We start from the raw sequence: 26,946 nt of genomic DNA, 5'->3' as shown, positions 1-26,946 counted from the left end.
ATGCAATCAGGCGGCGGCGAGGTTCCGCAGGACGTAGTGCAGGACGCCGCCGTTCTTGATGTAGTCGATCTCTACCTCGGTATCGATGCGGCAGCGGAGCGTGATCGTCTTCTCGGGGCCGCCGGGCATCTTGATCGTCGCCTCCACCTCCTGCAGCGGCTTCACGTCCGCCAGACCGGTGATCGATACTTCCTCCTCGCCGGTCAGGCCCAGGCTTTCGCGGGTGTCGCCGCCGGTGAACTCGAACGGGATGACGCCCATGCCGACGAGGTTCGAGCGGTGGATACGCTCGAAACTCTCGGCGATGACGGCGCGGACACCCAGCAGCGCGGTGCCCTTGGCCGCCCAGTCGCGGGAAGAGCCGGCGCCGTACTGCTCGCCGCCGAAGACGACGAGCGGCACGCCCCTTTCCTGCCAGGCCATGGCGGCGTCGTAGATCGAGGTCTGCTCGCCATCGGGGCCCTTGGTATAGCCGCCCTCGACCCCCGACAGCATCTCGTTGCGGATGCGGATGTTGGCGAAGGTGCCGCGCATCATCACCTCGTGATTGCCGCGACGCGAGCCGTAGGAGTTGAATTCCCGCACCGGAACCTGACGCTCGGTCAGGTACTGGCCGGCGGGGGAGCTCTCCTTGAACGAACCCGCGGGGCTGATGTGGTCGGTGGTAATCATGTCGCCGAGGATGGCCAGGACGCGCGCGCCGTTGACGTCCTCGATCGCGCCGGGCTTCGGGTCCATGTCTTGGAAATAGGGCGGGTTCTGGACGTAGGTCGAGGTCGGGGGCCAGTCATAGGTTTCCTGCTTGGGAACCTCGACGGCCTGCCATTTCTCGTCGCCCTTGAAGACGTCGGCGTATTTCTCCTGGAACGACTCACGGGTCACGGTCTTCTCGACCAGGTCGGCGATCTCCTTGGACGAGGGCCAGATATCCTTCAGATAGACGTCCTGCCCGTCCTTCCCCTTGCCCAAGGGCGCCGTCGCGATGTCGACATTCATGTCGCCCACCAACGCATAGGCCACGACCAGCGGTGGCGAGGCGAGGTAGTTGGCGCGCACGTCGGGGCTGATCCGGCCCTCGAAGTTGCGGTTGCCCGACAGGACCGACGTGGCGATCAGGTCGGCATCGTTGATCGTCTTCGATATCTCGGGCGCGAGCGGACCCGAGTTGCCGATGCAGGTGGTGCAGCCGTAACCGACCAGGTTGAATCCGATGGCGTCCAGATCGTCCTGCAACTCCGCCGCCTCCAGATAGGCGGACACGACCTGGCTGCCCGGAGCGAGCGACGTCTTGACCCACGGCTTGCGGTTCAGCCCCAGTTCGCGCGCCTTCCGCGCGACGAGGCCCGCCCCGATCATGACATAGGGGTTCGACGTGTTGGTGCAGGATGTGATCGACGCGATGACGATGGACCCGTCATGGAGTTGATAGGGCCCGTCCTCGGCCTCGACATAGCCGCGCATGTGGTGGCCCTCGTCGCCGGGAATGTCGACCGGCTCGGGCGCGCCGCCCTCGCCCTCCCAGCGGACCTCGGCCCGAGGGGAGGCATCCTTGCCCGACCGCACGCCCTTGACGTATTGGCCGAACGCCTTGGCGGCATCCGTCAGCGCGATGAAGTCCTGCGGACGCTTGGGTCCCGAGATGGCGGGCACGATGGTGCCCATGTCGAGATGAAGCGTGTCGGTATAGACGGGGGCATAATCCTCGCCACGCCAGAATCCGTTCTCCTTGGCATAGGCCTCGACCAGGGCGATCCGGTCCTTGTCGCGGCCGGTGTTCTCCAGATAGCGCAGCGTTTCGCCGTCGATGGGGAAGAAGCCGCAGGTCGCGCCGTACTCGGGCGCCATGTTCGCGATCGTCGCACGGTCCGCCAGCGGCAGGTTGTCGAGGCCCTTGCCGAAGAACTCCACAAACTTGCCGACCACGCCCTTCTCGCGCAGCATCTCGACGACCTTCAGCACCAGGTCGGTGCCCGTCGTCCCCTCGACCATCGCACCGGTCAGCTCGAAGCCCACGACCTCGGGGATCAGCATGGAGATCGGCTGGCCCAGCATCGCGGCCTCCGCCTCGATCCCGCCGACGCCCCAGCCCAGGACGGCCGCGCCGTTGACCATGGTGGTGTGGCTGTCGGTGCCCACCAGCGTGTCGGGATAGGCCACCGTCTCGCCGCTCTGATCCTCATCGGTCCAGACGGTCTGTGCGAGGTATTCCAGGTTCACCTGGTGACAGATGCCGGTGCCCGGGGGCACCACGCGGAAGTTGTCGAACGCGGTCTGACCCCATTTCAGGAACTGATACCGCTCCATGTTGCGCTCGTATTCGCGGTCCACATTGACCTGAAACGCCCGCGGGTTGCCGAACTCGTCGATCATGACCGAATGGTCGATGACCAGGTCGACCGGGTTCAGCGGGTTGATCTTCTGCGCATCGCCGCCCAGCGCCTTGATCCCGTCGCGCATGGCGGCAAGGTCCACGACCGCCGGGACCCCGGTGAAATCCTGCATCAGGACGCGCGCGGGGCGATAGGCGATCTCGCGGGGGTTCTTACCGCCCTTCTCGGCCCATTCCGCGAACGCCTTGATGTCATCGGTCGAGACCGTGTGCCCGCCATCCTCGAACCGCAGCATGTTCTCCAGCACGACCTTCAGCGCGGCGGGCAGCCTGGAAAAATCCCCCAGGCCCGCTTCACTGGCGGCCGCGATGGAGTAGTAGCTGACCGCCTGGTCGCCCACGCTGAGTTTGCGGCGCGTCTTGGCCGTGTCGGTTCCGACTTGAATGGTCATGGTTGGTCCTCCGAGGGGGCTGGCAGGGTTCGCCCGGTCAATGCCTCAACCGCCCCCGGGGTTCAAGGGTATACCGTGGTATGCTGAACATCGCGGTCGCGATGCTCTTACATATATGATGTGCGTCCCGACGGGTCGGCGGGCGGTTCCCTCAAACTTCGTGGGTCGGCAGCGATGATGGAGACCGGACGACGAACTCACCCCCTCCCCTTCGGTGCGCGGGGTCGCTACACCGCCCGGATGGACCTCGACGTCGTCAACCTGACCTGCCGCCGCGGCGAGACGATCGTGCTGCGCGACGTGGCCGTCACCGTCGCGGCGGGCACGGCGCTGATCCTGCGGGGGCCGAACGGATCGGGCAAGACGACCCTGTTGCGAACGCTGGCCGGACTGACGCCCCCGGTCACGGGGCGCGCACCCCCGTCCGACACCGTGGCCTACGCCGCCCATTCCGACGGGCTGAAGGCGCAGCTGACCGTGGCCGAGAACCTGGATTTCTGGGCACGGATCTTCGGCGCACGGGACCTCGTCCCGGCCATCGCGGCGTTCGACCTTGGCGATCTGCTGCCGCGACGCGTGGCGGACCTGTCGGCGGGTCAGAAGCGGCGCACCAGTCTCGCGCGCCTTCCGTTGACGGGCCGTCCGATCTGGCTGCTGGACGAGCCGACCGTGTCGCTCGACGCGGCGAATGTCGCGCGGTTCGCGGCGGCGGTCTCGGCGCATCTGGTGCAAGGCGGCTGCGCCATCCTCGCCACGCATATCGACCTCGGCCTGCCTCAGACGCGGAGCCTTGATGTCTCAACATTCGCGGAAACGATGTCCCGAACGGGCGACGATCCCTTTGCAGAGGCGGTGGAATGATCGCGCTCCTGATCCGTGACCTGCGGCTGGCGATCCGTGCGGGCGGGGGGTTCGGCCTCGGCCTCGCGTTCTTTCTGATCCTCGCGACGCTCGTGCCGCTGGGCGTCGGGCCGCAGCCCGACCGACTGGGCCCGATCGCACCGGGCATCCTGTGGCTCGGCGCCCTGCTGGCCTGCCTCCTGTCGCTCGACCGGCTCTTCGCGCTCGATGCCGAGGACGGCTCGCTGGAGCTGCTCGCCACCGCCCCCATCCCGCTGGAAGGCGTCGCCGCCATCAAGGCGCTGGCGCACTGGCTGACGACCGGGCTGCCCCTGACGGTTGCCGCAGCCCCGCTGTCGCTTCTGCTGTTCCTGCCGCCCGCCGCCTTGCCCTGGCTGGTGCTCTCGCTGGCCATCGGAACGCCGGCGCTGTCCTGGCTCGGCACGTTCGGCGCGGCGGTGACCGTCGGGCTCCGCCGGGGATCGCTGCTCCTGTCGCTCCTCGTCTTGCCGCTCTACATTCCGACACTGGTCTTCGGCGCCGAGATCGTGCGCCGGGGTGGCGAGGGCCTGTCCGTCGCCACCCCACTCGCGCTTCTCGCCGCGATCACGTTGGGCTGCATCGCACTGCTGCCGTTCGCGACGGCGGCAGTCCTGCGGGCCAACTTGCGATGACGGACCGCCCTCACCGGCTGGCGGAGCGATCCACGGTCACGTGAACGGATCGTCGCACAGGCTCCCTTGCCGACCCGTGCCCGCGAACATAGGACTGCCGAATGTCTGTCTGGGAATATGCCAACCCGCGCCGCTTCATGTCGCTTTCGGCCCGTATCCTGCCCTGGGTCGCCGGGCTGGCGGCGCTGCTGTGCGTCACGGGGTTGGCTTGGGGCTTCTTCCTCACGCCTGAGGATTTCCGAATGGGGCATTCGGTCAAGATCATCTATATCCACGTCCCGTCTGCCTTCATCGCGATCAATGCGTGGTTCATGATGCTGGTGACCTCGCTCATCTGGCTGATCCGACGGCACCATGTCTCGGCGCTGGCCGCGCGGGCCGCCGCACCGATCGGCTTGGTGATGACCGTGGTCGCCCTGCTGACGGGGGCCATCTGGGGCAAACCGATGTGGGGCACCTATTGGGAATGGGATCCGCGCCTGACGTCGTTCCTGATCCTGGGGCTGTTCTATCTCGGATACATCGCCTTGTGGCAGTCGATCGAGGGGCAGGACCAGGCGGCCGACCTGACATCCGTGCTGTGCCTCGTCGGCACGGTCTTCGCCGTCCTGTCGCGCTATGCAGCGCAATTCTGGAACCAGGGCCTGCATCAGGGCGCGTCGCTTTCCCTCGATGCCGAGGAGAACGTGGCCGATGTCTTCTGGCTGCCGCTGGTGGTGACCATCGTGGGCTTCGTCGCGCTGTTCCTCGCGCTCGTCCTCGTGCGGACGCGGACGGAGATCCGACGCCGTCGCCTTCACGCCCTCGCCCTGCGGAGGCGCCACGCATGATCGACCTCGGCCGCTACGCCTTCGACATCCTTTTGGCCTACGGTCTCTCGGCCCTGCTGATCGGCGGACTGGTCGTGCAGTCCGTTCTGGCCGGAAAGGCCGCCAAGCGCGCGTTGGAGGAGGCCGAGGAATGAGATGGCTGGCCCTCCTCCCCGTCGCGGTCTTCGCTTTCCTGGGCGGGCTGTTCCTCAAGGGAATGTGGCGCGACGATCCCGACACGCTGCCCTCGGTCCGGGTGGGCCAGCCGGCGCCCACGCTGACGGTCACCGCCCTGCCCGGCCGGACGCCGCTGACGCCCAATATGCTGACCGACGGCAACGTCAAGCTGGTCAATTTCTGGGCCAGTTGGTGCGTGCCCTGCCGGGTGGAGCATCCGCAGCTCGAAACCCTGTCCGGGACGCTGCCGGTCTATGGCGTAAACTACAAGGATGCGCCGTCCGACGCGCTGAGGTTCCTGGAGGAACTGGGGGACCCCTACGCGGCCATCGGGGCCGACGCGACCGCCCGCACCGGCCTTGACTGGGGCGTCTACGGCCTGCCCGAGACGTTCGTTGTCGATGGCGAAGGCATCGTCACCTACCGTTTCGTCGGGCCGATCACCCAATCGGTGGTCACGGACACCCTGCTGCCCGAGATCGAGAAGGCCCGCACACCCTAGCGGGCCGTCAGGAGTTGAACCGCCACCCCTGGGCGCGGGCCTGGACCCACTCCCAACTGGACCGGCACATCTCGTCCAGATCGCGCTTTGCCTGGAACCCCAGAACCTGCCGCGCGCGGGAGGGGTCGGCATAGAGTTTCGGCACGTCACCCGGCCTCCGGGGCGCGATGCGATAGGGCAGATCCCGACCGGCGGCGGCGGAATAGGCCGCGTGCATGTCCAGAACCGAGATCGGCCGCCCCGTCCCGATGTTCAGGACATGCGCACGCCCATCCATCAGCGCCTGCAGCGACCGGACATGCGCATCTGCCAGGTCCATCACGTGGATATAGTCGCGCCAGGCAGTCCCGTCCGGCGTGTCGTAGTCGTCGCCGAAGACCTGAAGCTCCGCCAGTTCGCCCAGAGCGACCTTGGCGATGAAGGGCATCAGGTTGTCGGGGACGCCGCGCGGGTCCTCTCCGATCATGGCGCTGGAATGGGCACCGACCGGATTGAAGTAGCGCAGCACGCCGACGCACCAGGGGTCGGCCCTTGCGGCCTGTTCCAGGATCCGCTCGCAGGTCAGCTTGGTGAAGGCATAGGGCGAGGTGTGCGACAGCGGCAGATCCTCCGTCAGGGGGAACACCTCCGGCTCGCCATAGACCGTGGCGGTGGAGCTGAAGACGATCCGCCAGACGTCGGCGGCCCGCATCGCCTGCATCAACGTGGTCAGGCCGCCGATATTGGTTTCGAAGTAGTCCAGCGGCCTTTCGGTGCTCTCCCCCACGGCCTTTCGCGCCGCGAAATGGACCACCCCGTCATAGGGTTTCGCGGCAAACAGCGCGTCCAGCGCATCGCGGTCCATCACGGAGCCCCGCACCACGTCCACCGGACCGCCGGTCAGCCGCGCGAGGCGGTCGATCACCGACGGCTCCGCATTCGAGAAGTCGTCGAGGATCGTGACGTCGAAGCCCGCCTCGCGCAGCGCGACGAAAGTGTGCGAGCCGATATATCCGGCGCCGCCGGTCAGAAGGATACGCGTCATGAAACCTCAGCCTGCTGTCGCGCCGTGCCTTAGCAAGCGTGACCGGGCGTTGCATCACCTTTCCGCCAGTCGCCGCCCCGCGCGGGGACGCGCCCACCGGGCAGGGCCACGAATGCCGCGACGACCCCGAGCAGGGCGAGACCCGCCATCGCCGTGCGCAAACCGTTCCAGACCTGCCAAGGTCCGGAAAAGTCCGCCCATACTTGCGCGGCGGCGGTCGGATCGCGCGGGACGGCGATGGTCGCCAGCGCCTCGTTCATCGGAACGTTCACCAGGAACGTCGGCGCGAGAGTGCCGAAGACGAACACGGCCGCTGCCAGCAACGTCCAACTGGCGCTGCGACGTGCGCCGATCCATGCCAGCAGCGCCGCCGTGGCCAGCAGGACAATCGGCGCGCCGAAGAAGACGGTGCCGAACGTCGCGTTCCGGACGTTCGCGTTGACCGCCTGCATCGCGGGGATCGCCACCCGCGGATCGGCCGCGTCGAAGCCCCACATCACGGTCGATACCCAGGCGAAGAACAAGCCGAACACCGCCCCCGTGAACAGGACGGATGTGCCAAGTGCGGCGAGGATGAAACGTGTCATGAGCGATCTCCCAACCTGGCGTACACATCTGTACGTTTGCCTTGCGCGTACAGATATGTACGGTATTTTGCAATGACCAAGCTGGATCACGACGACCGGGAGTCACGGATCGCCAAAGCCGCTTATGCCGTGCTTGCGGAAAAGGGCTATGGCGGCGCATCCATGCTGGCGATCGCGCGGGCCTCGCGCGCGTCGAACGAGACACTTTATCGCTGGTATGGCGACAAGCGCGGTCTGTTCGTCGCCCTGACCCGCCGCAACGCCGAGCGGGTACGACGGCATCTGGACGAAGGCCTGACCGGCACCGACGACCCGGAGAAGGTTCTGGCAAACGTGGCGCCGATCCTTCTGACCATGCTGCTGGACGACCCGGCGATCCTGCTCAACCGCGCGGCGGCGGGCGATCCGTCCGGGGAACTGGGTCGCGCGATCGCACAGGGCGGCCGGCAGGAGATCGCGCCCCGCATCGCGGACCTGATCGTGCGAGCGGCCGAAGCGCGCGGGCGGAAGGTGCCCGAACCTGAGGTCGCAGCCACGCTGTTTCTGAACCTCCTTATCGGCGATCTGCAGATCCGTCGCGTCATCGGTGCGACTGCGGTGCCGGATCGGCCCTTCGTCGAAGCTCGCGCGCGGCAGGCGCTGACGGCCTTCGCCGCGCTGCGCGACCTGTGGTCCACAGCCTGAGGTCCCCGGGCCGTCGCACCCTTTTCCCCGCCCCGCATATCGCCTAGCTTGACGCCGAGCACACAAGATAGAGCGTAAGATGCCCGACGACCTCCTCAACACGGCGCCGTCCGAGACCTACGATGCCTCCTCCATCGAGGTGCTGGAGGGGTTGGAGCCCGTTCGCAAGCGCCCCGGAATGTATATCGGCGGCACCGACGAACGCGCACTGCATCACATGGTGGCCGAGGTCCTCGACAACTCGATGGACGAGGCGGTCGCGGGCCATGCCAATCGGATCGAGGTGGAACTGCGCGCCGACGGGTCGATCACGATCCGCGACAACGGGCGCGGCATTCCGATCGACCCGCATCCCAAGTTCCCCGACAAGTCCGCTTTGGAGGTCATTCTCTGCACCCTGCACGCGGGCGGCAAGTTCAGCGGCAAAGCGTACCAGACGTCCGGCGGGTTGCACGGCGTGGGCGCCTCGGTCGTCAACGCATTGTCGGACAGCATGGTCGTCCAGGTCGCCCGCGACCGGGAGTTGTGGGAGCAGCGCTTCTCGCGCGGGCTGCCGCTCGGCCCCGTGGAAAGGATCGGCGCCACTCCGAACCGGCGCGGCACCACCGTCACCTTCCATGCCGACCCCGAGATCTTCGGCGCCCAGAAGTTCAAGCCCGCCCGCCTGTTCAAGTCGATCCGGTCCAAAGCGTATCTCTTTTCGGGCGTGGAGATCCGCTGGAAGTCCGAGATTGACGACGGCGAGACGCCCACCACTGCGACGTTCCACTTTCCCGGCGGCCTGTCGGACTATCTGACCGAGACGCTCGGCACCGCCTCGACCTATGCCGACGCCGCCTTCGCCGGCACCGTCGACTTTCAGGAGAAGTTCGGCGCCGCCGGCAAGGTCGAGTGGGCCATCAACTGGACGCCCGCGCGCGACGGCTTCCTGCAATCCTACTGCAACACGGTGCCCACGCCCGAGGGCGGAACGCATGTCCAGGGCTTCTGGGCCGCCATCCTCAAGGGCATCAAGGCCTATGGCGAACTGGCGAACAACAAGAAGGCGGCGCAGATCACCCGCGACGACCTGATGTCGGGCGGCTGCGCACTCGTGTCGTGTTTCATCGCCGAACCCGCCTTCGTCGGCCAGACCAAGGACCGCCTGTCGACCGAGGCTGCCGCCAAGATGACCGAAGGCGCGGTCCGCGACCGTTTCGACAACTGGCTGGCCTCGGACACGAAATCGGCCGGCGCCATCCTCGATTTCCTGGTTCTGCGTGCCGAAGAACGCCTCCGTCGCCGGCAGGAAAAGGAGACCGCGCGCAAGTCCGCGACCAAGAAGCTGCGCCTGCCCGGCAAGCTGGTCGATTGTTCCGCTAACACCCGCGAGGGCACCGAGCTTTTCATCGTCGAAGGCGACAGCGCCGGCGGCTCCGCCAAGATGGCGCGGAACCGCAAGACCCAGGCCCTCCTGCCGCTGCGCGGCAAGATCCTGAACGTGCTGGGCGCGGCCTCCGGCAAGCTGACGTCGAACGCCGAGATCTCGGACCTGAGCCAGGCCCTGGGCGTGGCCTTGGGCACCAGGTTCAACATCGACGACCTGCGCTACGACAAGGTCATCATCATGACCGACGCCGATGTCGACGGCGCCCATATCGCATCTCTCCTGATGACGTTCTTCTTCACCCAGATGCGCCCGATGATCGACGCGGGCCACCTCTACCTCGCCTGCCCGCCCCTGTTCCGGCTGACGCAGGGGGCCAGGCGCGTCTATTGCCTCGACGAGGCCGAACGGGACGAATGGCTGGCAAAGGGCCTGGGCGGAAAGGGCAAGATCGACGTCTCACGCTTCAAGGGCCTGGGCGAGATGGACGCGAAGGACCTGAAGGAAACCACCATGGACCCGGCATCGCGCAAACTGATCCGCGTGACCGTGGACGAGGACGAACCCGGCGAGACGGGCGATCTTGTCGAGCGGTTGATGGGGAAGAAACCGGAGATGCGGTTTCAGTATATTAGTGAGAATGCGCGGTTTGCCGGGGATTTGGATGTATGAGAACCGAAAATGAATAGCTCTATCGAGAGCGGGACTGAGCCACGGACGGAAGGTGGCAGGACCGCATACCTCCAAGGACAACTTGATGGAATCCATAAAGATATTACTTCAATTTAGGAAACTGATCAACGATATTCCAGCAATCAAAGTAAGTTTCTTGCCGCGATCGTACTAATTCTCACCGGTGGCAGTGTATGGTTCTACACCTTTAGTCGAGGTGAAGTCACGAGTTTCGTCGATCGAGCCGAGCGTCGAATGGAAGCCATCTTGGACAATCATATTCCGGGCGGTGTAAGTATTGAACCACGCATTGACCACGAACTACCTGACACAGCGCCAGCACCGCTTTATCTTGCCTACGACTCCGAACTTGATTACGACAAATTTCGGTTGAGGATCGAACTTCCGGTTGAAATTCGAGTTAAAGACGGTCCAGGCAGATATTTGGGAACGGAAACAAAAATAAATGGCCCATACGGAACAATTATACATCAGGAGTTGCGCAAAGAAATACAGCCCGGATGGCTCAGAGATATGCATCAAAAGCCCCAATTCCTTAGCGCAGGCGGCGAAGACGGCATCCTATTGGCTAGCGACACGCCCCACCTTATCATTCTTGTCTTCTCTCATTATAAGAATAACTGCAAACAACTCGAGTCCTTTGCTAATATCTTGTCAAGCCAAAAGGCCGGCGTTATTTCAATAGATTTGCTGCCGCGAGTATCTAACAGCCTCCAACCCCCTAGCCCCATCACCGTTGATTTGGATTTCGAGTGGGGCAGCCTTTATCGCTGCTCTAGTTTTACCGAAGAGTGATGCTTGGCAGGTTGGATGGTTACATGACACCTATGCATCATTGAACCCGCACGCTACCAACGATGTTGGTTTATTGCCCCTTCTATCCAGGGAAGCTCTTTCCGCCCCCTCACCCCTGAACCCCCTCCAAAAACGCCGCCAACGCCAGCAGGTCTGCCGGTACCGGCACGCCGATGCCATTCTCCTCGACCACGACCGTATCCCCCATCCCGGCGGCGCCGAACTCCGGCATGACCGCGTCGGGGTCGCCGTGGCGGCCTAGGCCGTCGATCTGTGCCATGACCCGGTCGCGGGGGAAGGTGCCGCCATTGCGCGCCGCGATGCCGGTCAGGTCGGGTCCGAGCCCGCCCGTGGCGTCCGCCCCGTGACAGCTCGCGCAGTTCTGCGCGAAGAGGGCCGCGCCGCGGGTGGCGTCGATGTCGGCCTCGGTCGGGGGGCCGTCGACCTGGCAGGCGCAGAGCGACAGAAGGACGGCGAGGGCGGCGGGGGTGCGCATGGCGGATCTCCTGTTGGTCGGGCCCAGTGCACGCGAAGAACGGGCGCGGCGCCTTGATCCCGGACAAACAGCCCCCTGTAAACCGCCGCGCCGGGGCGCTACCAATCCCGGCATGCGCGCGCTTCTTCTGATCCTGGCACTCACGGCCTGCACCCGCCCCATCACGCCGGCCGAAAGCGACCTTCTCACCCCGATCCACGGGCCCGAGGTCCCGCAGGGGATGTGGCTTGCCCGCACGCCGCTGGTGGGGCTGTTCCCGATCACTTACGACGCGCGCCCGCCCGTCGCCTGCCGCGAACGGATCGTGCCGCCGCAAACCGGGCGCATCACCGCGCGCACCGGCGGGATCGCACTGTTCGAGACCTTGCTGGTGAACCCGTCCTCATGGCGGGACGACTACGCCGAAGGCCCGCCGCTCGACCTGGCCGCGGCGATGTTCCTGGCGCACGAGGCCACCCATGTCTGGCAATGGCAGAACCGCGCACGGACAGGATACCACCCCGCCAAGGCCTTTGCGGAACAAGCCACCGTCGACGACCCGTACCTGTTCGATGCGGAACTGACCCGCCCGTTCTTGAGCTACGGGTACGAAGTCCAGGCGAGCCTGGTGGAGGAATACGTCTGTTGCGCGACGCTCGATCCCGCCGGGGACCGGACGGAGCGGCTGCATGCGCTCCTGTCGGAGGCCCTGCCCGTCGCCCCGCCGCACGCCTTCGCCCGCGAGGTCGTGTTGCCCTGGGCCGGCGCGCGGATCGAGGACATCTGCGCCTGATGGTGGCCCCGCCGTTCTAGGATTCGGCGCGTTCGGCCAGCGAAAGCCACTCCTCTTCGGCATCGGACAGCCGCGTCTGCCGTTCCACCAGGGCATCGGTGGCCTTGCGGAATTTCACCGGCTCACGCGTGAACAGCTCTGGATCGCCGAGCAGACCTTCAAGCTTGGCGATCTCGGCGCCCAACCGCTCCATCTCGGCAGGCAGCGCATCCAGCCGGTGCCGCTCGGTATAGGTCAGACCGGTCGACGCTTCCGCCGCCACCGGTCGGGCCGGTGCGGGCTTGTTGGGCTTGGATGTGCCCGCCCGGTCCCCGCCCTGCACCGGACCGCGCTGATCGATGTAATCCGACCAGCCGCCGGGATACACCTGCGACCGGCCGCCCCCCTCCATCGCGACGGTCTGCGTCGCCACACGGTCGAGGAAATCGCGATCGTGGCTGACCAGCAGGACTGTCCCGTCATATTCGCCGATGACGTCCTGCAGCAGGTCGAGGGTCTCGACGTCCAGATCGTTCGTCGGCTCGTCCAAGGCCAGCAGATTCGACGGCAGTGCCATGATCCGCGCCAGCAGCAGCCGGGCCTTCTCGCCCCCGGAAAGAGAACGGACCGGCGCGCGGAACTGCCGATCGTCGAACAGGAAATCGCGCAGGTATCCCGCGACGTGGCGCGCCCTGCCCCGCACCATGACCTGATCCGATATGCCCGCCCCGCCGAGATCGGGATCGAGCGTCAGGCTTTCCCAAAGTGTCGCATCCGGGTCCAGCCGCGCGCGGGCCTGGTCGAACACGGCCACCTCCAGGTTGGTGCCCAGTTCGACCCGGCCGGCATCCGGCGCGACCTCGCCCAGCAGCATCTTGAGCAACGTGGTCTTGCCCACGCCGTTCGGCCCGACGAAGGCCACGCGGTCGCCGCGCAAGACGCGCAGATCGAAGTCGCGCACGATCGGCCGGTCGCCGAACGCCTTCGACAGGCCGCGCGCCTCGATCACACGCTTGCCGCTGGCCCGACCCGCGTCGAGGTCCAGCGCCGCGGTGCCGGCCCGGCGCACCTGGGCCGCCCGTTCGGCGCGCAGATCGGCAAGCGCACGGACACGTCCCTGGTTGCGCTTGCGACGCGCGCTGATGCCCTCCACCGCCCAGCGCGCCTCCGCCTTGATCTTGCGGTCCAGTTTGTGGCGCTGCTGGTCCTCCTCCTCCCAGACCTTGTCACGCCAAGCCTCGAACGCGTCGAACCCCTTTTCTTGCCGGCGAACGGCACCACGGTCGATCCAGAGCGTTGCCCGGGTCAGCGCGCGCAGAAAGGCACGGTCATGCGAGATGAGGACGTAGGCCGCGCGCGTCGCGGTCAGTTCGGCCTCCAGCCAGGCGATCGCCTCGATGTCCAGATGGTTCGTCGGCTCGTCCAGCAGCATCAGGTCGGGCGCCTCGGCCAGCAGACGGGCCAGCGCCGCGCGGCGGCGCTCCCCGCCCGAGGCCGCATCCGGCGCGGCGTCGAGGTTCAGCTTCAGGCCCTCGGCCACGGCGTCGACGCGCCAGGCGTCAGGGGCCGCTAGGGTCGCCGTGGCATAGTCGCCCAGCGTGGCGAAGCCCGACAGGTCCGGGTCCTGCTCCATGTAGCCGACCGCGCTGCCGGGAAACAGAGTGCGTGTTCCGGCATCGACTTCGACCGAACCGGCCATCACCTTCATCAAGGTCGACTTCCCCGATCCGTTGCGCCCGACGAGGGCGACGCGGTCGCCCGGATGCACGACCAGCGACAGATCCGAGAAGATCGGTGCGCCGCCGAAGGTCAGCGACACATCGGTCAATTGCAACAAGGGTGTTCGTGCCATCCGCGCGGGCTATCCCCGCGCCCCGCTCTCGTCAATCGGCGCGTCTCAGACGGGGCTGAGCAGGTCCGCCAGTCGCCGCGCCCGCGCCGGCGGAATGACCGAGACGGGCAGCCCCGCGAAGACATGCCGCGTACCTAGGTCGCGGTCGATCACCGCGCGATCCGAGACACCCGCCCCCATCGCCAGCCAGGTACGCAGCAGTGGCGGCAGCGCCCCCGGCGGCCCGGACAACGGGGCCGTTTCAGGCGCCTTGGCCTTGGGGCGCCATGGATCGGGCGCGACGCATTCCGCCAGTCGCGCGGTGCCGGCGCCGTTCCACGGGAACGAGGCGCAACCGAACAGCACGTCTGCCGCATGGTCCTCGACCAGACGCGCGAAGATCCCCAGCATGAGACGTGGAACATCGGGGTCGACCGGACCCGGCGCGAAACCGATGCGGCCGACTTCCAGCGCCCGGGGAAAGGTCGCCGCGAAACTTGCCAGATCGTAGTGAGCGCCCGTGTATCCCCGCCGTATGCCCGAGCCGGATTGCGGCGTGACGCGCGCGCAAGCGGCGGGACCGGACGCCCCATAGATCGTCAGGTGCCGTGCCTCCGGGTCGTTCGCGTCCCGGTCGTCGTCGCCGCCGCGGAAGAGCCGGGCCCGCAAGGCGAGCGCATCATCCGCGTCGCGAAACTCCACGACCCTTGCCCGCCAGCGTCCCACGGTGATTTCCATTCCGGCCCCTCGACCCTTGGCGTCCGCGCACGCGACCCCTATCTATCAGCGTCGCACCGCGAATTTGCGGTGTCCACCGAAGGGGAGCGCGATGGACAAGGTCGTCAAGTCGGATGCGGAATGGAAGGAACAGCTGGGGCCGGAAGCGTTCAAGGTCCTGCGCGGCCACGGGACCGAACGGGCCGGCACGCATGAGGATTTCCCCGGCGGCGACGGCACGTATGTCTGCAAGGGATGCGGCAACCCGCTTTTCGCCCAGGACGCCAAGTTCGACAGTGGAACCGGCTGGCCCAGCTTTTATCAGCCGGTGGACGGGGTGGAAGGCGACCGGGTTGGCGAGAGCCAGGACAATTCCTGGTTCATGAAACGGACCGAGGTCCACTGCAACCGATGCGACGGGCATCTGGGGCACGTGTTCCCCGACGGGCCGCAACCGACCGGCCTGCGCTATTGCATCAACGGCGTCGCGCTGGAATTCGCGCCCAAGGACTGACGACCATCACTTGGCGCCGCCCTTCGGCGTCTCGATCGCGTCGTGATCCACCAGGTTCCAGGGCAGGCCCGCCTGACGGAGGATCCGCTTGCCGCGGTCGGGATAGTCGCCGACATCATGCGGCAGGCGTGCGCCGATGACGAGGCAGCGCAATGGGACTGCCCCAGTGTTCTCGATCGCATGTGCCAGCCCGCCCTTCCGATAGCCCAGGAAGTCGCCTGGCCCGATCGCATGGAACTCCGCCCCGATCCGGGCCGTGCCCTCGCCGTCGAGGACATAGACGCATTCGTCCTCGTGGTGATGGAGGTGGTATTCGGTGGTCAGATCCCCCGGCGCGACCTCGATCAGGTGAACGCCCAGCCCGGTCAGGCCCGTCGCGTCGCCCAGCGACTTGTTCACACGCCGGGCTTTCTCGTTCGGGAAGTGGCTTTTCCGCAGGCCCGGCCTCGCCGCGATGTCGGCGACCCGCAGCAGATAGACCGGATCAAACGTCAGATGTTGTCCGACAGCGTCTCGCCCACATTGATACGGCCGAAGTTGCGGATCAACTGCTGAATCAGACCGAACTCCCGGATCGACGTGGTGGTCACGCGGCGCGACAAGGGCACGACCCGCCCCCGTTCGAGGCCAAATCGCTCGATATTCGTGACCGTCCCGTCCTCCGCGAAGGAGATCGCCACCAGCTCCCGCTCGGTCGTCTGCGGCGCGCGATAGGCGTAGTGGCGGACCCGGCTCTGGACGTAGTACCACGCGTCGCCCCGCTCCACCCCGCTGGTGGCGGGGCGTCCGATCGTCGTCTCGACGCTGTCGCGGGTGTCGATGCCGACCACGAGGGCCTGGAGGTCGGTCTCGTCCGGGACGTAGCCGTGGTTGCGGAACGTCGCGGAGCAGGCCGACAGCCCCGTCAGCAGGGTTGCGACAAGAAGCCCTCGCGCGATCGTCTTCATGTCCTGCCTCCGGGTCCGCCCGCCCCCGTTGCGCGGGGCAGGCCATTGGGCCTATGGCTTAACCGGCGATGTCTGCGCCATCAAGTCCGCGCGGAACCTGCATTGCCCATCATAGGTTGCCGTTTCATGAAGCCGATCCTCTCCCATCCCCTGCGATTGGCCGACCTGCCGCAGCGCAAGGTCACGCATGTCCGGCTGGTGCCCGATGCCGGACAACTCGAAGCGCTGGCCGACCGGCTGGACGTCGACGGTTTCCGTAAGGTCCGCCTTGAGGGCGAGCTTCGGCCCGGCCCGGGACGCGACTGGATGTTCGAGGGCATCCTGGGCGCAACCATCCTGCAGCCCTGCCGCGTGACCACCGAACCGGTCACCACGCGCGTCGACGAACCCGTCCGGCGCCGCTACACGCCCGATTTCGACGCCCCTACCGGCGAAGAGGTCGAGATGCCCGAAGATGACAGCGTCGAGCCGCTGCCCAGCGTGCTCGACATGGGCGACGTGCTGGAGGAGGCGCTTGCCCTCGCCACGCCGGACTTTCCCCGCGCCCCTGCCGCCGACGGGCTGGAACTCGAAGCCGCGCCTCCGGGCGTCGAGCCGTTGAAAGACGAGACCGTGAAGCCGTTCGCCGGCCTGGCCGACCTGAAGGCCCGGATGGAACGCGACGAGTGAACGCCCCCCGCTTGCATCCGCGGGGAATCGCTGTATGACGCGCATTCCGCCCTTCCGGGGCTGGAAATCGCTGGACCCTTGGCGGGAATGCCACTAGGGACCAACCGGAATTCACAACGACACCGGGCCGCGACATCGCAGGCCCCTGACAGACCCGAGGTTGAGACATGGCCGTTCCGCAGAACAAGGTCACCAAGTCGCGCCGCAACATGCGTCGTGCCCATGACTTCCTGACGCCCGGCAATCCGGCCGAATGCCCGAATTGCGGCGAGCTAAAGCGCCCGCACCACGTCTGCGGCGCCTGCGGTCACTATGCCGACCGCGAGGTGATCGCGGCCGATGCGGTCGAACTGGACGACGACGTCGCCTGAGCCCCCGGGGCGCGACAACCATGATGAGAGGGGACCACCATGTCGGATAAGACCGGCGCGGCCCCCGTTCCGGATGCCTCGGGCGTCCTCTCGATCGACGCGATGGGTGGCGATCTCGGCCCCGAGGCTGTGGTCGCCGGCCTGGCCCGCGCGGTCAAGACCCATCCCGCGATCCGCTTCATCGTCCATGGCGACAAGCCTGCGCTCGAGGCGTTGATCGCCCGGCGGCGCGGCCTTTCGGACCATTGCGAGATACGCCACACGGCCGATGTCGTGGCCATGACCGACAAGCCCAGCCAGGTGATGCGCACGGGCAAGGACACGTCGATGTGGTCCGCCGTCGACGCCGTCCGCTCGGGCGAGGCGACGGTCTGTGTCAGTTGCGGCAACACCGGCGCGCTGATGGCGGTCTCGATGATCCGCCTGCGCAAGCTGCCCGGCGTCAACCGGCCGGCGATCGCCATCCTGTGGCCCTCGCGCAATCCGACCGGGTTCAACGTGATGCTGGACGTGGGCGCGGATATCCGGGCCGATGCCGACGACCTGGTGCAATACGCGCTGATGGGCATGTCCTATGCCCGGAACGGGCTCGGCCTGGAACGACCCCGGGTCGGGCTGCTGAATGTCGGCACCGAAGAGAACAAGGGTCGCACCGAACTCAAGGATGCGCATGACAAGATCGAGGCCTTGGCCGATGGCAGCGGCTTCGACTTCGTCGGGTTCGTCGAGGGGGGCGACATCCCCGGCGACCGGGTCGACGTGATCGTGACCGACGGCTTCACCGGCAACGTCGCGCTCAAGACCGGCGAGGGCACAGCGCGTTTCGTGCGCGACATGCTGGGGGAAGCGTTCAGCGCCACGCCCCTGTCCAAGGTCGCCGCCCTCTTGGCCATGTCGTCGCTCAAACGGCTCAGCAAGCGGATCGATCCGCGGCGGGTGAACGGGGGCGTATTCCTCGGTCTGAACGGTACGGTCGTGAAATCACACGGCTCCGCCGACGAAACGGGTGTGGCGGCGGCGATCGGCCTGGCATGGGACCTGTCGAAATCCGGCTTCAGCGACCGCCTGCGCGCAAGGGTCGCCGCGCTGACCGCACCGGAGGACGGAGCATGATCCGCTCCGTCGTCCGCGGCGTGGGGCATTATCTGCCCGAACGCGTGGTGCCGAACGCCTGGTTCACGTCATTCCTCGACACCTCGGACGAATGGATCGTCTCGCGATCGGGAATCGAACGGCGCCATTTCGCGGCCGAAGGCCAGACCACGTCCGACCTGGCAATCCGTGCCGCCACCGCGGCACTCACCGATGCCGGCCTGCAGGCGGACGACATCGACGCCATCATCGTCGCCACTTCCACACCGGACCTGACCTTTCCCGCCACGGCCACGATCGTGCAAGCCGGGCTGGGCATGACACGCGGGTTCGCCTTCGACGTGCAGGCGGTCTGTGCCGGGTTCATCTATGGGCTGGCAAATGCCGACGCGCTGATCGTGTCCGGTCAGGCGCGCCGTGTTCTGGTCATCGGGGCCGAAACCTTCAGCCGGATCATGAATTGGGAGGATCGCGGCACCTGCGTCCTGTTCGGCGACGGGGCCGGCGCCCTGATCCTGGAACGCGATGAGGGTACCGGTACGGCGGCCGATCGCGGCATTCTGGCCACCGAACTGCAAAGCGACGGACGGCATCGGGAAATCCTGCAGGTGTCCGGCGGCGTGTCGTCCTCGGGCACGACCGGGCACCTGATGATGGCCGGGAAGGAAGTTTTCCGCCATGCCGTCGAAAAGCTGGCGCAGGCCACCGTCGACGTCATGGCCAAGGCCGGCGTGACGACCGATCAGATCGACCGGGTGGTGCCGCATCAGGCGAACATCCGCATCATCACCCGCACCGCGCAGAAGCTGGGCGTACCGATGGACCGCGTCGTCGTGACGGTCGCTGATCACGGCAACACGTCGGCGGCGTCGATTCCCCTGGCGATGTCGGTCGCGCATCAGCGCGGGGAGCTGGCGCCGGGCGACCTCGTCGTGACCGAGGCGATCGGTGGCGGGCTTGCCTGGGGCGCTGTCGTCCTGCGGTGGTAAGCTAAGCCTCGGACGGGGAACGATCTTCGAGAGCCGGAGCGATGCGCGGGTCTCGGCATGAACTTCGTCCTGCAAGTGCTTGGCGTTGACTATCTTTCGGCGTCCACGCAATGCTGCGACCTACGGGCAGACGTAGCCCGTGTTGGGGACCGACCACAGGGGGGCAAGATGTCCGACAAGACACTGACACGAATGGATTTGAGCGAGGCCGTCTTTCGCAATGTCGGCCTGAGCCGGAACGAGAGCGCGGCGCTGGTGACGCAGGTTCTGCAGCATGTGTCCGATGCGCTCGTGGCCAACGAGCAGGTCAAGGTCTCGGGCTTCGGCACATTCTCGACCCGCGACAAGTCCGCTCGCGTCGGCCGCAATCCTAAGACCGGCGAGGAAGCTCCGATCCCGCCCCGCCGCGTCCTGACCTTCCGACCGTCGCACCTGATGAAGGACCGCGTGGCCGCCGGAAACGCAGCCAAGAAAGGCTAGCCGTTGGCGAAAACCCCGGAAAAGACTGAGGGGGCGTTCCGCACCATTCGCGAGGTGGCGGACTGGCTCGGCGTGCCGACGCATGTTTTGCGTTTCTGGGAATCGAAATTCGAACAGATCGCCCCGGTGAAAGGTGCCGGTGGGCGGCGCTATTATCGGCCGGAGGACATGCGCCTTCTGGGTGGCATCAAGGTGATGTTGCACGACCAGGGGCTGCCGATCCGTGGTGTGGGCCAGAAGATCGACGATGACGGCGTGGAATCCGTGATGGCGCTTTCGCCGGATGTCGACAAGCCGAACACCACGGCCGCCCCCAAGAAGCGGCGTGTCATCCGCAGTGGCGAGGAGGAGGAAAGCCCCCGCGTCGTCCCGTTCGAGCGTGGACGCTCCGAGACCGGCCCGACCGCCCCGCCCGAGCCGGACCTGCCCTCCGACCTGCCCAATCCCGTCGAGATCGAGAGCGCGCAGCCCGACGCGCCTGCGGATGACGAGGGTGATGCCGTCGTGCCCCAGCCGTCGGACAGGCCCCCGCCCGAACCCATTGCGAACCCCGCCCAGCCCGATGCGCCGCCGCGCGAGGCGGGCCCGGCGCCTGACCCGGCGGTCACGGACACGCCCCCCGTCGCGCGTCCCCGCGAACCCCTGGATCGCATCTCGAAGCGCCGCGCCCTGCGGCGGGTCGTGCGCAAGCTGCGCGGCCTGATCGAGGAGGTCGAAGGCGATCTGGGCGATGCCGGCAAATCCTGACCTTTCGGCTTGCGCGCCCACGCGAAAGCCGTATGAAGACCCCCAAGTCGGGCTATGGCGCAGCCTGGTAGCGCGTCCGTCTGGGGGACGGAAGGTCGCAGGTTCGAGTCCTGCTAGCCCGACCAAACTCGCAACGCCTCGCCCCGTCCGGGACGGGGCGTTTCGCGTATCCGGGGGAACCATATGACCGATACGGCCTTCGCGCCCGGCGTTTTGGCAAGTCAGCAGATCGAGACCTTGCTGGACCGGCGCGCCATCATTGCCCCGCCCCTGGCGCAGGGTCAGATCCAGCCGGCCAGCCTGGACCTTCGGCTGGGCGAGACCGCCTATCGGGTCCGCGCATCGTTCCTGCCGGGGCATGGTCGGACGCTTGCCGACCGATTGCCCGAGTTCGAGATGCACCGCGTCGATCTGACGCCGGGCGCCGTACTCGAAAAGGGCTGCGTCTATCTCGTTCCGCTGCGGGAGCGGATGGCGCTTCCGCCCGGCCTGTCGGCGGTCGCCAATGCCAAGTCGTCAACCGGACGGCTCGATCTGCTGACGCGCACGGTGACCGATGGCGGGACCGAGTTCGATCGCATTGCCCCGGGATACGAGGGGCCCCTCTACGCCGAAATCTGCCCCCGCAGCTTCAGCGTGCTGGTCCGCCCGGGCATGCGCCTGAACCAGATGCGCTTTCGCAGCGGGTCCGCGACCCTCGACGACGCCGCGCTGCTGGACCTCCACCGTCAGGCACCGCTGGTCGACGGGACGCCGGTGATCGATGACGGGTTGGGCTTCTCGGTGGACCTCGCGCCGGGCCCGGACGATCTCGTCGGTTGGCAGGCCAAGCCGCATACCGGTGTCATCGACCTGGACCGATTGGGGCACTACCGCCCGGGCGATTTCTGGGATGCGGTCCGAACCGACAGGCGACGCATCATCCTGGATCCGGGGGCGTTCTACATCCTGGTCAGCCGCGAGGCCGTCTCCATCCCCCCGACCCACGCGGCCGAGATGGCACCGTACCTAGCGATGGTGGGCGAATTCCGTGTCCACTACGCGGGATTCTTCGACCCCGGCTTCGGGCATGGCACGCCCGCGCATGGTGTGCTGGAGGTGCGTTGCCACGAAGCGCCCTTCGCCTTGGAGGACGGCCAGATCGTCGGGCGGCTGGTCTATGAGGCCATGGCGGAGCGGCCACGACATCTCTACGGCCAAGACATCGCCTCGAACTATCAGGGCCAGGGTCTGAAGCTCTCCAAGCACTTCGCCGCCCCCGGGGGCGGCTAGCCGAACGGACATTCCGCACGCTGCGTCGCCGACAGACGATCCAGCGGTACGACCCAGGTATGGACCGCGAACAGGATCGCCCCCGTCCGTGGTAAGCGCATCAGAGTCTGTCGCTCCGAACGCAGGAAGCGGATCTTGCCGCCGGTCTCGCGTGGCGCGGCCTCGGGTCTCGGATGGAAAAGATCCGCCACTCGATAACCCAGCGCGTTCGCCCGCCACAACGCCCTTCCGACGGGGAGCCGGTCGAACAACCGCTGGACGCGCGCGGCGACATCCGCCGTATAGTCCGGCACTGGCGCGTGTATGCGCCGCAGTGGCCGACCGATCTTCTCGGCAAGGGTCCAGGACGCGGGAAAGCAAAGAAGCCCGGCGCTCAAGACGTGTTCGCCCTTGTCGGGCTGCAACAGCAGAAGATCCTCCTGCAGCAGATGGCCAAGCGTCTCCAACGGTGGCGCGGTGTCCAGCGATACGGCCCTTCCGTCGGGCCGCCGCACATGTTTGCCTTCGTTGCGGAACCCATCCGGCAGTTGCGCCAGCACCGTCGCCAGTAATTCGGCCTCCGCCTCCGCCGTGCCCGGAAGGCGCGCGATGACGGTCTTCGGACGCTCCCGGATCAGGGTTTCCCGCAGCGCCATCTGAGCGGCGTAGACCTCGTCGACGATAATCCAGGGCCCCGTGACGGGCTGCATCCCCGGCATTCGCGCCAGGGCCGCGTCCGACCAGGGCGTGTGCGGCAGGCGGTCCTGAAGGATCGGATCGTGCCCCGGCCCGGCGGTCATTCCTGCGGCGCCGCCCGGCTCAGCAGGTCCTTGTCGTTGCCCTTCCGGCGCTCCTCGTCGACCATCCGTTCGATGATGCGCGGCGGGGTCACCTCCTCGGCGGCGGGCATCTCCGTTTCGGGCGAAGCATCGCCCTCGGTCAGGACAATCTCGTCGGGGCGGTTCCGGCTGTCCGGCAGGTCCAGCACCGGCAACGCGCCCCCGGCCAGGTTCAGGCGATAGGTCGGCTCGGGCAGGCCGATATCGGCCCGGGTCAGCGCCCCCATCACCAGCCGCAGTGCCTCGCCGCGCGCCACCATGAAATCGGTCGTCCCCTGATCGACCCAGCCGTAGAACTCCATCGTGATCGTGCTGTCACCGGCGTCCTGGATCCAGACCTGCGGCGGCGGATCTGCCAACACGAAATCAAGCCCCTCCAGAGTGGCCAGGCCAATCCGCTTGGCCTCGGCCAGGTCATCGTTCGGATCGATCCCGAGGGCAAAGCCGAACCGCCGCTCGGCATTGCGCGTATAGTTGATGATCTTTGCCTTGAAGACGAAGCTGTTGGGCAGGCGGACATGGTTTCCGTCCGGGTCCAGAAGGATGGTGGCCCGGCTGGTCAGTCGGATCACAGATCCCAGCGACCCTTCGATATCGACCACATCGTGGGGCCGGAACGGCTGCCGGACCGACAGCATGACGGAGGCGATGAAGTTCTCGACCGTGTCGCGGACGGCGAAGCCCACGGCCAGCCCGACGATCCCCGCCGCACCGAAAAGCCCGGCCAGAACCGCCGTGGCATTCAGGATGTCCAGCGCCACGACGATGCCCGCGATCACGAAGGCCAGGCGCAGGACCACGCGGTAGATATTCGCGATGAACGCATTCGGCGCGATCCGATCCCACGGGCGTTCCCATCGCGCCAGGAGCGTGCCCAGCAGGATGACCACCGCACCGGCCAGAACCGCGACGGCCAGCAGGGGCAGATAGTTGAACGCCTGCACCATCCGCGCCTGAAATCGCTCCAGAACGGGATCGAGGCGCAGCGCGACATCGGTGCTCTCGGTGACTTCCGTCTCGACGGCCACGACCCCGTCGACGCGGACGGCCAGTTCCTCCAAGCGAGGAATGGCGTCCGCGTCCAGGACTTCGCCCGTGAAGGTCACGATCCCCTCGCGGACGATGACCCCCACATCGCCATAGCCGTCCAGCTCGGCGATGATCGCCTCGATCCTGCGCTCGATTGCGGCGTCGCCGCTCGCGTCCTGTTCGGTCGAGATCGTCCCGTCGGGCTGCGGCGCCTCCTGCGCGGCCGCGGTCCCGATCAGCAGCGACAGCAGGAGCGCGAACAGAATACGCATGGCGCGATCAGAACGTCTGGTCGTAGTCGCCGACATTCGGTTCCTGCCGGATGATCGCATCGAGGTCGGCGAAGATCGCACGCAGTTCCGCCTCGCTTTCCGGGCTTTCGCAGACCACCACGAGGTTCGGGGTGTTCGAGGACGCGCGAACCAGGCCCCAGGCCCCGTTCTCCAGCATGACCCGTGCGCCGTTCACGGTCACGACGTCCACAATCTTGCGGCCGCCGAGGCTCCCCTGCCCCTTCATCGGCACGATCCGGTCGACGATGCGCTGCAGCGTGTCGTATTTCTCCTCGTCGGGGCAGTAGGGCGAGAGGGTCGGCGTATTCCAGACCTTCGGAAGCGCGCGGCGCAGATCGCTCATCGACTTGTCAGGGTTCCGATCCAACAGCTTGCAGACCTCGACCGCCACCCGCATTCCGCAATCGTAGCCACGCCCGATCGGTTCGGCCAGGAAGTAGTGACCCGACTTCTCGAACCCCGCCAGCGCGCCGATCTCGTGGACGCGGCGCTTCATGTGGCTATGCCCCGTCTTCCAGTAATCGGCCTTGGCCCCGTTCTCCTGCAGGACCGGATCGGAGGCGAACAGACCGGTGGACTTGACGTCCGCCACGAAGGTCGCGCCCTCGTGCAGACCGGACAGATCGCGGGCCAGGATGACCCCCATGATGTCGGCGAAGATTTCCTCCCCCTCGTCATCGACCACGCCGCACCGGTCGCCGTCGCCATCGAAGCCCAGCGCCAGGTCCGCGCCCGATGCCTTAACCGACGCGGCCATGTCGTGCAGCATCTCCATCGCCTCGGGGTTCGGGTTGTAGTGCGGGAACGTGTAGTCGAGCTCGTTGTGGCTCTCGACGACCTCCACGCCGATCCGCTCCAGCACCAGCGGCGCGAAGGCCGACGCCGTGCCGTTCCCGGTCGCGCAGACGACCTTGAGCTTGCGGGTCATCGTAAAGCCGTCGGTCAGGTCGTCGAGATAGGCCTCCATCACGCCGTCGACACGCTCCCATTTGCCCCCGTCGCGGGCCTCGCCTTCCCCGTTCAGGACGATGTCACGCAGTTCGGCCATTTCGTCGGGCCCATGCGTCAGGGGACGCTCGAACCCCATCTTGACCCCGGTCCAGCCGTTGGGATTGTGGCTGGCCGTCACCATCGCGACGGCAGGCGCATCCAGGTGGAACTGTGCGAAATACGCCATCGGCGACAGGGCCGGGCCAATGTCCTGAACGTGGATGCCGGCCTGCGTCAGGCCAAGGATCAGCGCATTCTTTATGGCCACCGAATAGTCCCGGTAGTCGTTGCCCACGGCGATCCGCGGCTCGATCCCCCGGCGCATCATCTGTGTGCCCAGGCCCAGGCCCAGCGCCGTCACGCCGGGAAGGTTGATCCCGTCCGGGTATTTCCAGCGCGCGTCGTACTCACGAAAACCGGTGGGCGCGATCATGGGGTCGCGCAGGAATGCCCAGGTGTTCGGGGTGACATCGGCAAGCGGCTTCATTGGGTATCCTCTTCGGGGGCGGTTTGGCCCCACGCTAGCCGGGCCGGAGTGCAATGCAAACGGAACGTCAGGCCGAAACCTGCTCGCGCAGGACCGCGACCGTCAGCGAGACCATCAGGTAGATTCCCGCGAATATCAGGAACGCCAGAACGGTGTTCTCGAAGGCGCGGGGATAGGTCGGCTCGTCGGGCGGCAGGGGGGGCACCGTCGTGGACAGATATCGGACCTGACGGTTCGCCTCGATCCGCGCCACCTCGAGCTGCTGCGCGGATTGCTGCAACAGCGTCTGGCGTGTCAGCAGGTCCTGCTGGGCCACCTGCAACTCGGCCGTCACGCGGGCGAGGCTCGCCTCGTCGGACACGCCTTCGGTCAGGCCGGCGCGCAGGCTGTCGAGCTCCGCCCGAAGGCGCGCGACGTTGGATTGCGCGACCTCCACCCGCGCGGCATTCGGACGGGAATTCGCCAGCAACTGATCGAGCCGAAGGCGTTCGCTCCGCAGCTCGGTCTCGATGGCACCGATCTGGGCGTAGCTGTTCGACACTTCCGCATCCGCCGAGACGACGCCCAACTGCTCCTGCAGGTCGACGACGCGGGCCTGGCTCTCGCGCATGCGCGCGTCGGCGGCGGTATAGCTGTCCTCCGCCCCGTCCATCTGCTCCGCCCGCATCCGCGCGGTCCATTCGTCGACCTCTTCTTCGGCAAACTCCAGCAGCGCGCGCGAGAACGCGGCCGACACCTCGGGATCGGCGGCCACGACCTCCATCCGAATGACACCTTCGGTCGGGTCGTATCCGATCTCGACCATGCGTCGGTAGAGCCGGTACGCCGCCTCGCGCGTGCCGTCCGGATCGAGCCGCTGCAGCGGGTCGATCGACGGGTCCGAGAAATGTCCGGTGAAATCCAGCTCCGCGTCGAGCCGGCCCAGTGCCTCGCGCGAGATCAGATAGGACTGCACCCCGATGCTGTCCTGCTGCGTGGCAAGTCCGGTGCCGGAAAAAAGCCCGCCCAGACCGCCACCGCCCCCCACGGCGGAATCGGCCTGTTGGATGACGAACTCGGACTTGGTCGCGTACATTGGCGTGGCGATGACGTAGTAGTAGATCCCCGCGATCAGCGTCGGCAGACCGACGAAGAATGCCAGGCGCGTCGCCAGCAAGGCCAAGCGGCGGCGGCGGCGGCGGGCGATGTCGCGCTGGATGCGAACGATCTCTCCGGCACGGTGGTCGGCGTCGATGGTTATGGGCGCGGCCTGCGCAGGCGGCGGCGCCTCGCGCTCGACCGTCGCCACGGCCGTCTCCTCCGAACCCTCGGACACGAGTTGCAGCATGTTCGACCGCTTGAACGGGTCGATCCCCTTCGCACGCAGGGCTGCGATCGCCTCCTCGCCCGTCTCCGCCTTGAGGCCGTGCTTTTGCGCGATGCGTCTGGCCATGCGCAGCTGTCGGCCCGTCGGAGCCGGGGCATCGCCCTTGGCCGCCGCGGACACGGGCGCGGGATCAGCCGGCCCGGACCCCGTATCGT

General features: G+C 66.8%; 29 protein-coding genes and 1 tRNA gene. 18 read left to right on the top strand and 12 right to left on the bottom strand.

Annotation, left to right across the window (positions count from 1 at the left end; translation table 11 throughout):
- Positions 1-6: 6 nt before the first annotated feature.
- Positions 7-2,781, bottom strand: coding sequence for an aconitate hydratase AcnA (gene acnA, locus MWU52_RS01075; protein WP_246948436.1), 2,775 nt, complete (start codon positions 2,779-2,781; stop codon positions 7-9).
- A 240-nt stretch (positions 2,782-3,021) separates the two neighbouring features.
- Between acnA and ccmA the strand changes: the two genes are divergently transcribed.
- From ccmA to MWU52_RS01050, 5 genes are all read left to right on the top strand, one after another.
- Complete coding sequence (ccmA, locus tag MWU52_RS01070; protein ID WP_246948434.1) at positions 3,022-3,642, top strand: heme ABC exporter ATP-binding protein CcmA; 621 nt, start codon at positions 3,022-3,024, stop codon at positions 3,640-3,642.
- Positions 3,639-4,295, top strand: coding sequence for a heme exporter protein CcmB (gene ccmB, locus MWU52_RS01065; protein ID WP_246948432.1), 657 nt, complete (start codon positions 3,639-3,641; stop codon positions 4,293-4,295). The genes ccmA and ccmB overlap by 4 nt, the downstream gene beginning before the upstream one ends.
- A 101-nt stretch (positions 4,296-4,396) precedes the next feature.
- A complete protein-coding gene (gene ccmC / locus MWU52_RS01060; protein WP_246948430.1) occupies positions 4,397-5,125 on the top strand; it encodes a heme ABC transporter permease CcmC in 729 nt (242 codons plus the stop codon).
- On the top strand, positions 5,122-5,259 hold the full coding sequence (gene ccmD / locus MWU52_RS01055) for a heme exporter protein CcmD (RefSeq protein WP_246948424.1): 138 nt from the start codon (positions 5,122-5,124) through the stop codon (positions 5,257-5,259). The genes ccmC and ccmD overlap by 4 nt, the downstream gene beginning before the upstream one ends.
- Positions 5,256-5,783, top strand: a complete 528-nt coding sequence (locus MWU52_RS01050) for a DsbE family thiol:disulfide interchange protein (RefSeq protein WP_246948420.1) — start codon at positions 5,256-5,258, stop codon at positions 5,781-5,783. The genes ccmD and MWU52_RS01050 overlap by 4 nt, the downstream gene beginning before the upstream one ends.
- A 7-nt stretch (positions 5,784-5,790) precedes the next feature.
- Here the strand turns inward: MWU52_RS01050 and galE are convergent, their stop codons facing one another.
- Positions 5,791-6,807, bottom strand: coding sequence for a UDP-glucose 4-epimerase GalE (galE, locus tag MWU52_RS01045; RefSeq protein WP_246948418.1), 1,017 nt, complete (start codon positions 6,805-6,807; stop codon positions 5,791-5,793).
- A gap of 29 nt (positions 6,808-6,836) precedes the next feature.
- On the bottom strand, positions 6,837-7,394 hold the full coding sequence (locus MWU52_RS01040; protein WP_246948416.1) for an anthrone oxygenase family protein: 558 nt from the start codon (positions 7,392-7,394) through the stop codon (positions 6,837-6,839).
- 72 nt (positions 7,395-7,466) lie between these two features.
- Between MWU52_RS01040 and MWU52_RS01035 the strand changes: the two genes are divergently transcribed.
- The 3 genes from MWU52_RS01035 (at position 7,467) to MWU52_RS01025 (ending at position 10,932) form a co-directional block, all read left to right on the top strand.
- Positions 7,467-8,078 (top strand): TetR/AcrR family transcriptional regulator, encoded by a 612-nt coding sequence (locus MWU52_RS01035; protein WP_246948414.1) that lies wholly within the window; start codon positions 7,467-7,469, stop codon positions 8,076-8,078.
- A gap of 79 nt (positions 8,079-8,157) precedes the next feature.
- Positions 8,158-10,116 carry a DNA topoisomerase IV subunit B gene (gene parE, locus MWU52_RS01030; RefSeq protein ID WP_246948413.1) on the top strand — a complete coding sequence of 653 codons (1,959 nt, stop codon included), beginning with the start codon at positions 8,158-8,160 and terminating at the stop codon, positions 10,114-10,116.
- 255 nt (positions 10,117-10,371) lie between these two features.
- Positions 10,372-10,932 (top strand): hypothetical protein, encoded by a 561-nt coding sequence (locus MWU52_RS01025; protein ID WP_246948412.1) that lies wholly within the window; start codon positions 10,372-10,374, stop codon positions 10,930-10,932.
- A gap of 109 nt (positions 10,933-11,041) precedes the next feature.
- On the opposite strand, the gene MWU52_RS01020 is transcribed toward MWU52_RS01025, so the two are convergent.
- Complete coding sequence (locus MWU52_RS01020; RefSeq protein WP_246948411.1) at positions 11,042-11,428, bottom strand: cytochrome c; 387 nt, start codon at positions 11,426-11,428, stop codon at positions 11,042-11,044.
- Positions 11,429-11,540: 112 nt separating this feature from the next.
- Between MWU52_RS01020 and MWU52_RS01015 the strand changes: the two genes are divergently transcribed.
- The gene (locus tag MWU52_RS01015) at positions 11,541-12,200 is read left to right on the top strand and encodes a hypothetical protein (RefSeq protein ID WP_246948410.1); all 660 of its coding nucleotides are present in this window, start codon (positions 11,541-11,543) and stop codon (positions 12,198-12,200) included.
- A gap of 16 nt (positions 12,201-12,216) precedes the next feature.
- Here the strand turns inward: MWU52_RS01015 and MWU52_RS01010 are convergent, their stop codons facing one another.
- Positions 12,217-14,031, bottom strand: a complete 1,815-nt coding sequence (locus MWU52_RS01010; RefSeq protein WP_246948403.1) for an ATP-binding cassette domain-containing protein — start codon at positions 14,029-14,031, stop codon at positions 12,217-12,219.
- 45 nt (positions 14,032-14,076) lie between these two features.
- A complete protein-coding gene (locus MWU52_RS01005) occupies positions 14,077-14,748 on the bottom strand; it encodes a GNAT family N-acetyltransferase (RefSeq protein ID WP_246948401.1) in 672 nt (223 codons plus the stop codon).
- Positions 14,749-14,839: 91 nt separating this feature from the next.
- Between MWU52_RS01005 and msrB the strand changes: the two genes are divergently transcribed.
- A complete protein-coding gene (gene msrB / locus MWU52_RS01000) occupies positions 14,840-15,241 on the top strand; it encodes a peptide-methionine (R)-S-oxide reductase MsrB (protein ID WP_246948399.1) in 402 nt (133 codons plus the stop codon).
- Between the two features lie 6 nt (positions 15,242-15,247).
- Here msrB and MWU52_RS00995 read toward each other — a convergent pair whose 3' ends face one another.
- Positions 15,248-15,640 (bottom strand): cupin domain-containing protein, encoded by a 393-nt coding sequence (locus MWU52_RS00995; protein ID WP_246948397.1) that lies wholly within the window; start codon positions 15,638-15,640, stop codon positions 15,248-15,250.
- Between the two features lie 92 nt (positions 15,641-15,732).
- Positions 15,733-16,188, bottom strand: a complete 456-nt coding sequence (bamE, locus tag MWU52_RS00990; protein ID WP_246948395.1) for an outer membrane protein assembly factor BamE — start codon at positions 16,186-16,188, stop codon at positions 15,733-15,735.
- Between the two features lie 126 nt (positions 16,189-16,314).
- Here bamE and MWU52_RS00985 point away from each other — a divergent pair, with 126 nt between their 5' ends.
- From MWU52_RS00985 to MWU52_RS00950, 8 genes are all read left to right on the top strand, one after another.
- Positions 16,315-16,857 carry a DUF177 domain-containing protein gene (locus tag MWU52_RS00985; RefSeq protein WP_246948393.1) on the top strand — a complete coding sequence of 181 codons (543 nt, stop codon included), beginning with the start codon at positions 16,315-16,317 and terminating at the stop codon, positions 16,855-16,857.
- Positions 16,858-17,024: 167 nt separating this feature from the next.
- Positions 17,025-17,228, top strand: a complete 204-nt coding sequence (rpmF, locus tag MWU52_RS00980; RefSeq protein ID WP_246948391.1) for a 50S ribosomal protein L32 — start codon at positions 17,025-17,027, stop codon at positions 17,226-17,228.
- 39 nt (positions 17,229-17,267) lie between these two features.
- Positions 17,268-18,341 (top strand): phosphate acyltransferase PlsX, encoded by a 1,074-nt coding sequence (gene plsX / locus MWU52_RS00975; RefSeq protein WP_246948389.1) that lies wholly within the window; start codon positions 17,268-17,270, stop codon positions 18,339-18,341.
- Positions 18,338-19,309: a beta-ketoacyl-ACP synthase III gene (locus MWU52_RS00970; RefSeq protein WP_246948387.1), complete on the top strand. Its 972-nt coding sequence runs from the start codon at positions 18,338-18,340 to the stop codon at positions 19,307-19,309. Before plsX ends, MWU52_RS00970 begins: the two co-directional genes overlap by 4 nt.
- Positions 19,310-19,477: 168 nt before the next feature.
- Complete coding sequence (gene ihfA / locus MWU52_RS00965; protein WP_246948385.1) at positions 19,478-19,789, top strand: integration host factor subunit alpha; 312 nt, start codon at positions 19,478-19,480, stop codon at positions 19,787-19,789.
- Positions 19,790-19,792: 3 nt separating this feature from the next.
- Complete coding sequence (locus tag MWU52_RS00960) at positions 19,793-20,536, top strand: MerR family transcriptional regulator (RefSeq protein ID WP_246948383.1); 744 nt, start codon at positions 19,793-19,795, stop codon at positions 20,534-20,536.
- A 48-nt stretch (positions 20,537-20,584) separates the two neighbouring features.
- A tRNA-Pro gene (locus MWU52_RS00955) sits at positions 20,585-20,661 on the top strand.
- A gap of 58 nt (positions 20,662-20,719) precedes the next feature.
- Positions 20,720-21,808, top strand: coding sequence for a 2'-deoxycytidine 5'-triphosphate deaminase (locus tag MWU52_RS00950; RefSeq protein WP_246948382.1), 1,089 nt, complete (start codon positions 20,720-20,722; stop codon positions 21,806-21,808).
- Here MWU52_RS00950 and MWU52_RS00945 read toward each other — a convergent pair.
- The 4 genes from MWU52_RS00945 to MWU52_RS00930 all read right to left on the bottom strand — a co-directional run bounded on the left by MWU52_RS00945 (position 21,805) and on the right by MWU52_RS00930 (position 26,857).
- Positions 21,805-22,587 carry a DUF3445 domain-containing protein gene (locus tag MWU52_RS00945; RefSeq protein ID WP_246948381.1) on the bottom strand — a complete coding sequence of 261 codons (783 nt, stop codon included), beginning with the start codon at positions 22,585-22,587 and terminating at the stop codon, positions 21,805-21,807. The two genes, MWU52_RS00950 and MWU52_RS00945, sit on opposite strands and share 4 nt — an antisense overlap.
- Entirely contained in the window at positions 22,584-23,927 is a 1,344-nt protein-coding gene (locus MWU52_RS00940) for a mechanosensitive ion channel domain-containing protein (RefSeq protein ID WP_246948380.1), read from the bottom strand. The genes MWU52_RS00945 and MWU52_RS00940 overlap by 4 nt, the downstream gene beginning before the upstream one ends.
- Positions 23,928-23,934: 7 nt before the next feature.
- Positions 23,935-25,425 (bottom strand): phosphomannomutase/phosphoglucomutase, encoded by a 1,491-nt coding sequence (locus tag MWU52_RS00935; protein ID WP_246948379.1) that lies wholly within the window; start codon positions 25,423-25,425, stop codon positions 23,935-23,937.
- Positions 25,426-25,492: 67 nt separating this feature from the next.
- Positions 25,493-26,857, bottom strand: a complete 1,365-nt coding sequence (locus MWU52_RS00930; RefSeq protein ID WP_348645483.1) for a capsule biosynthesis protein — start codon at positions 26,855-26,857, stop codon at positions 25,493-25,495.
- Between the last annotated feature and the right edge of the window lie 89 nt (positions 26,858-26,946).

Source organism: Jannaschia sp. S6380 (genome assembly GCF_023015695.1).
Taxonomy (GTDB): Bacteria; Pseudomonadota; Alphaproteobacteria; order Rhodobacterales; family Rhodobacteraceae; genus Jannaschia.
The sequence above is the reverse complement of the archived record's forward strand: the minus strand, read 5'-3'. Positions and strand labels throughout refer to the sequence as shown.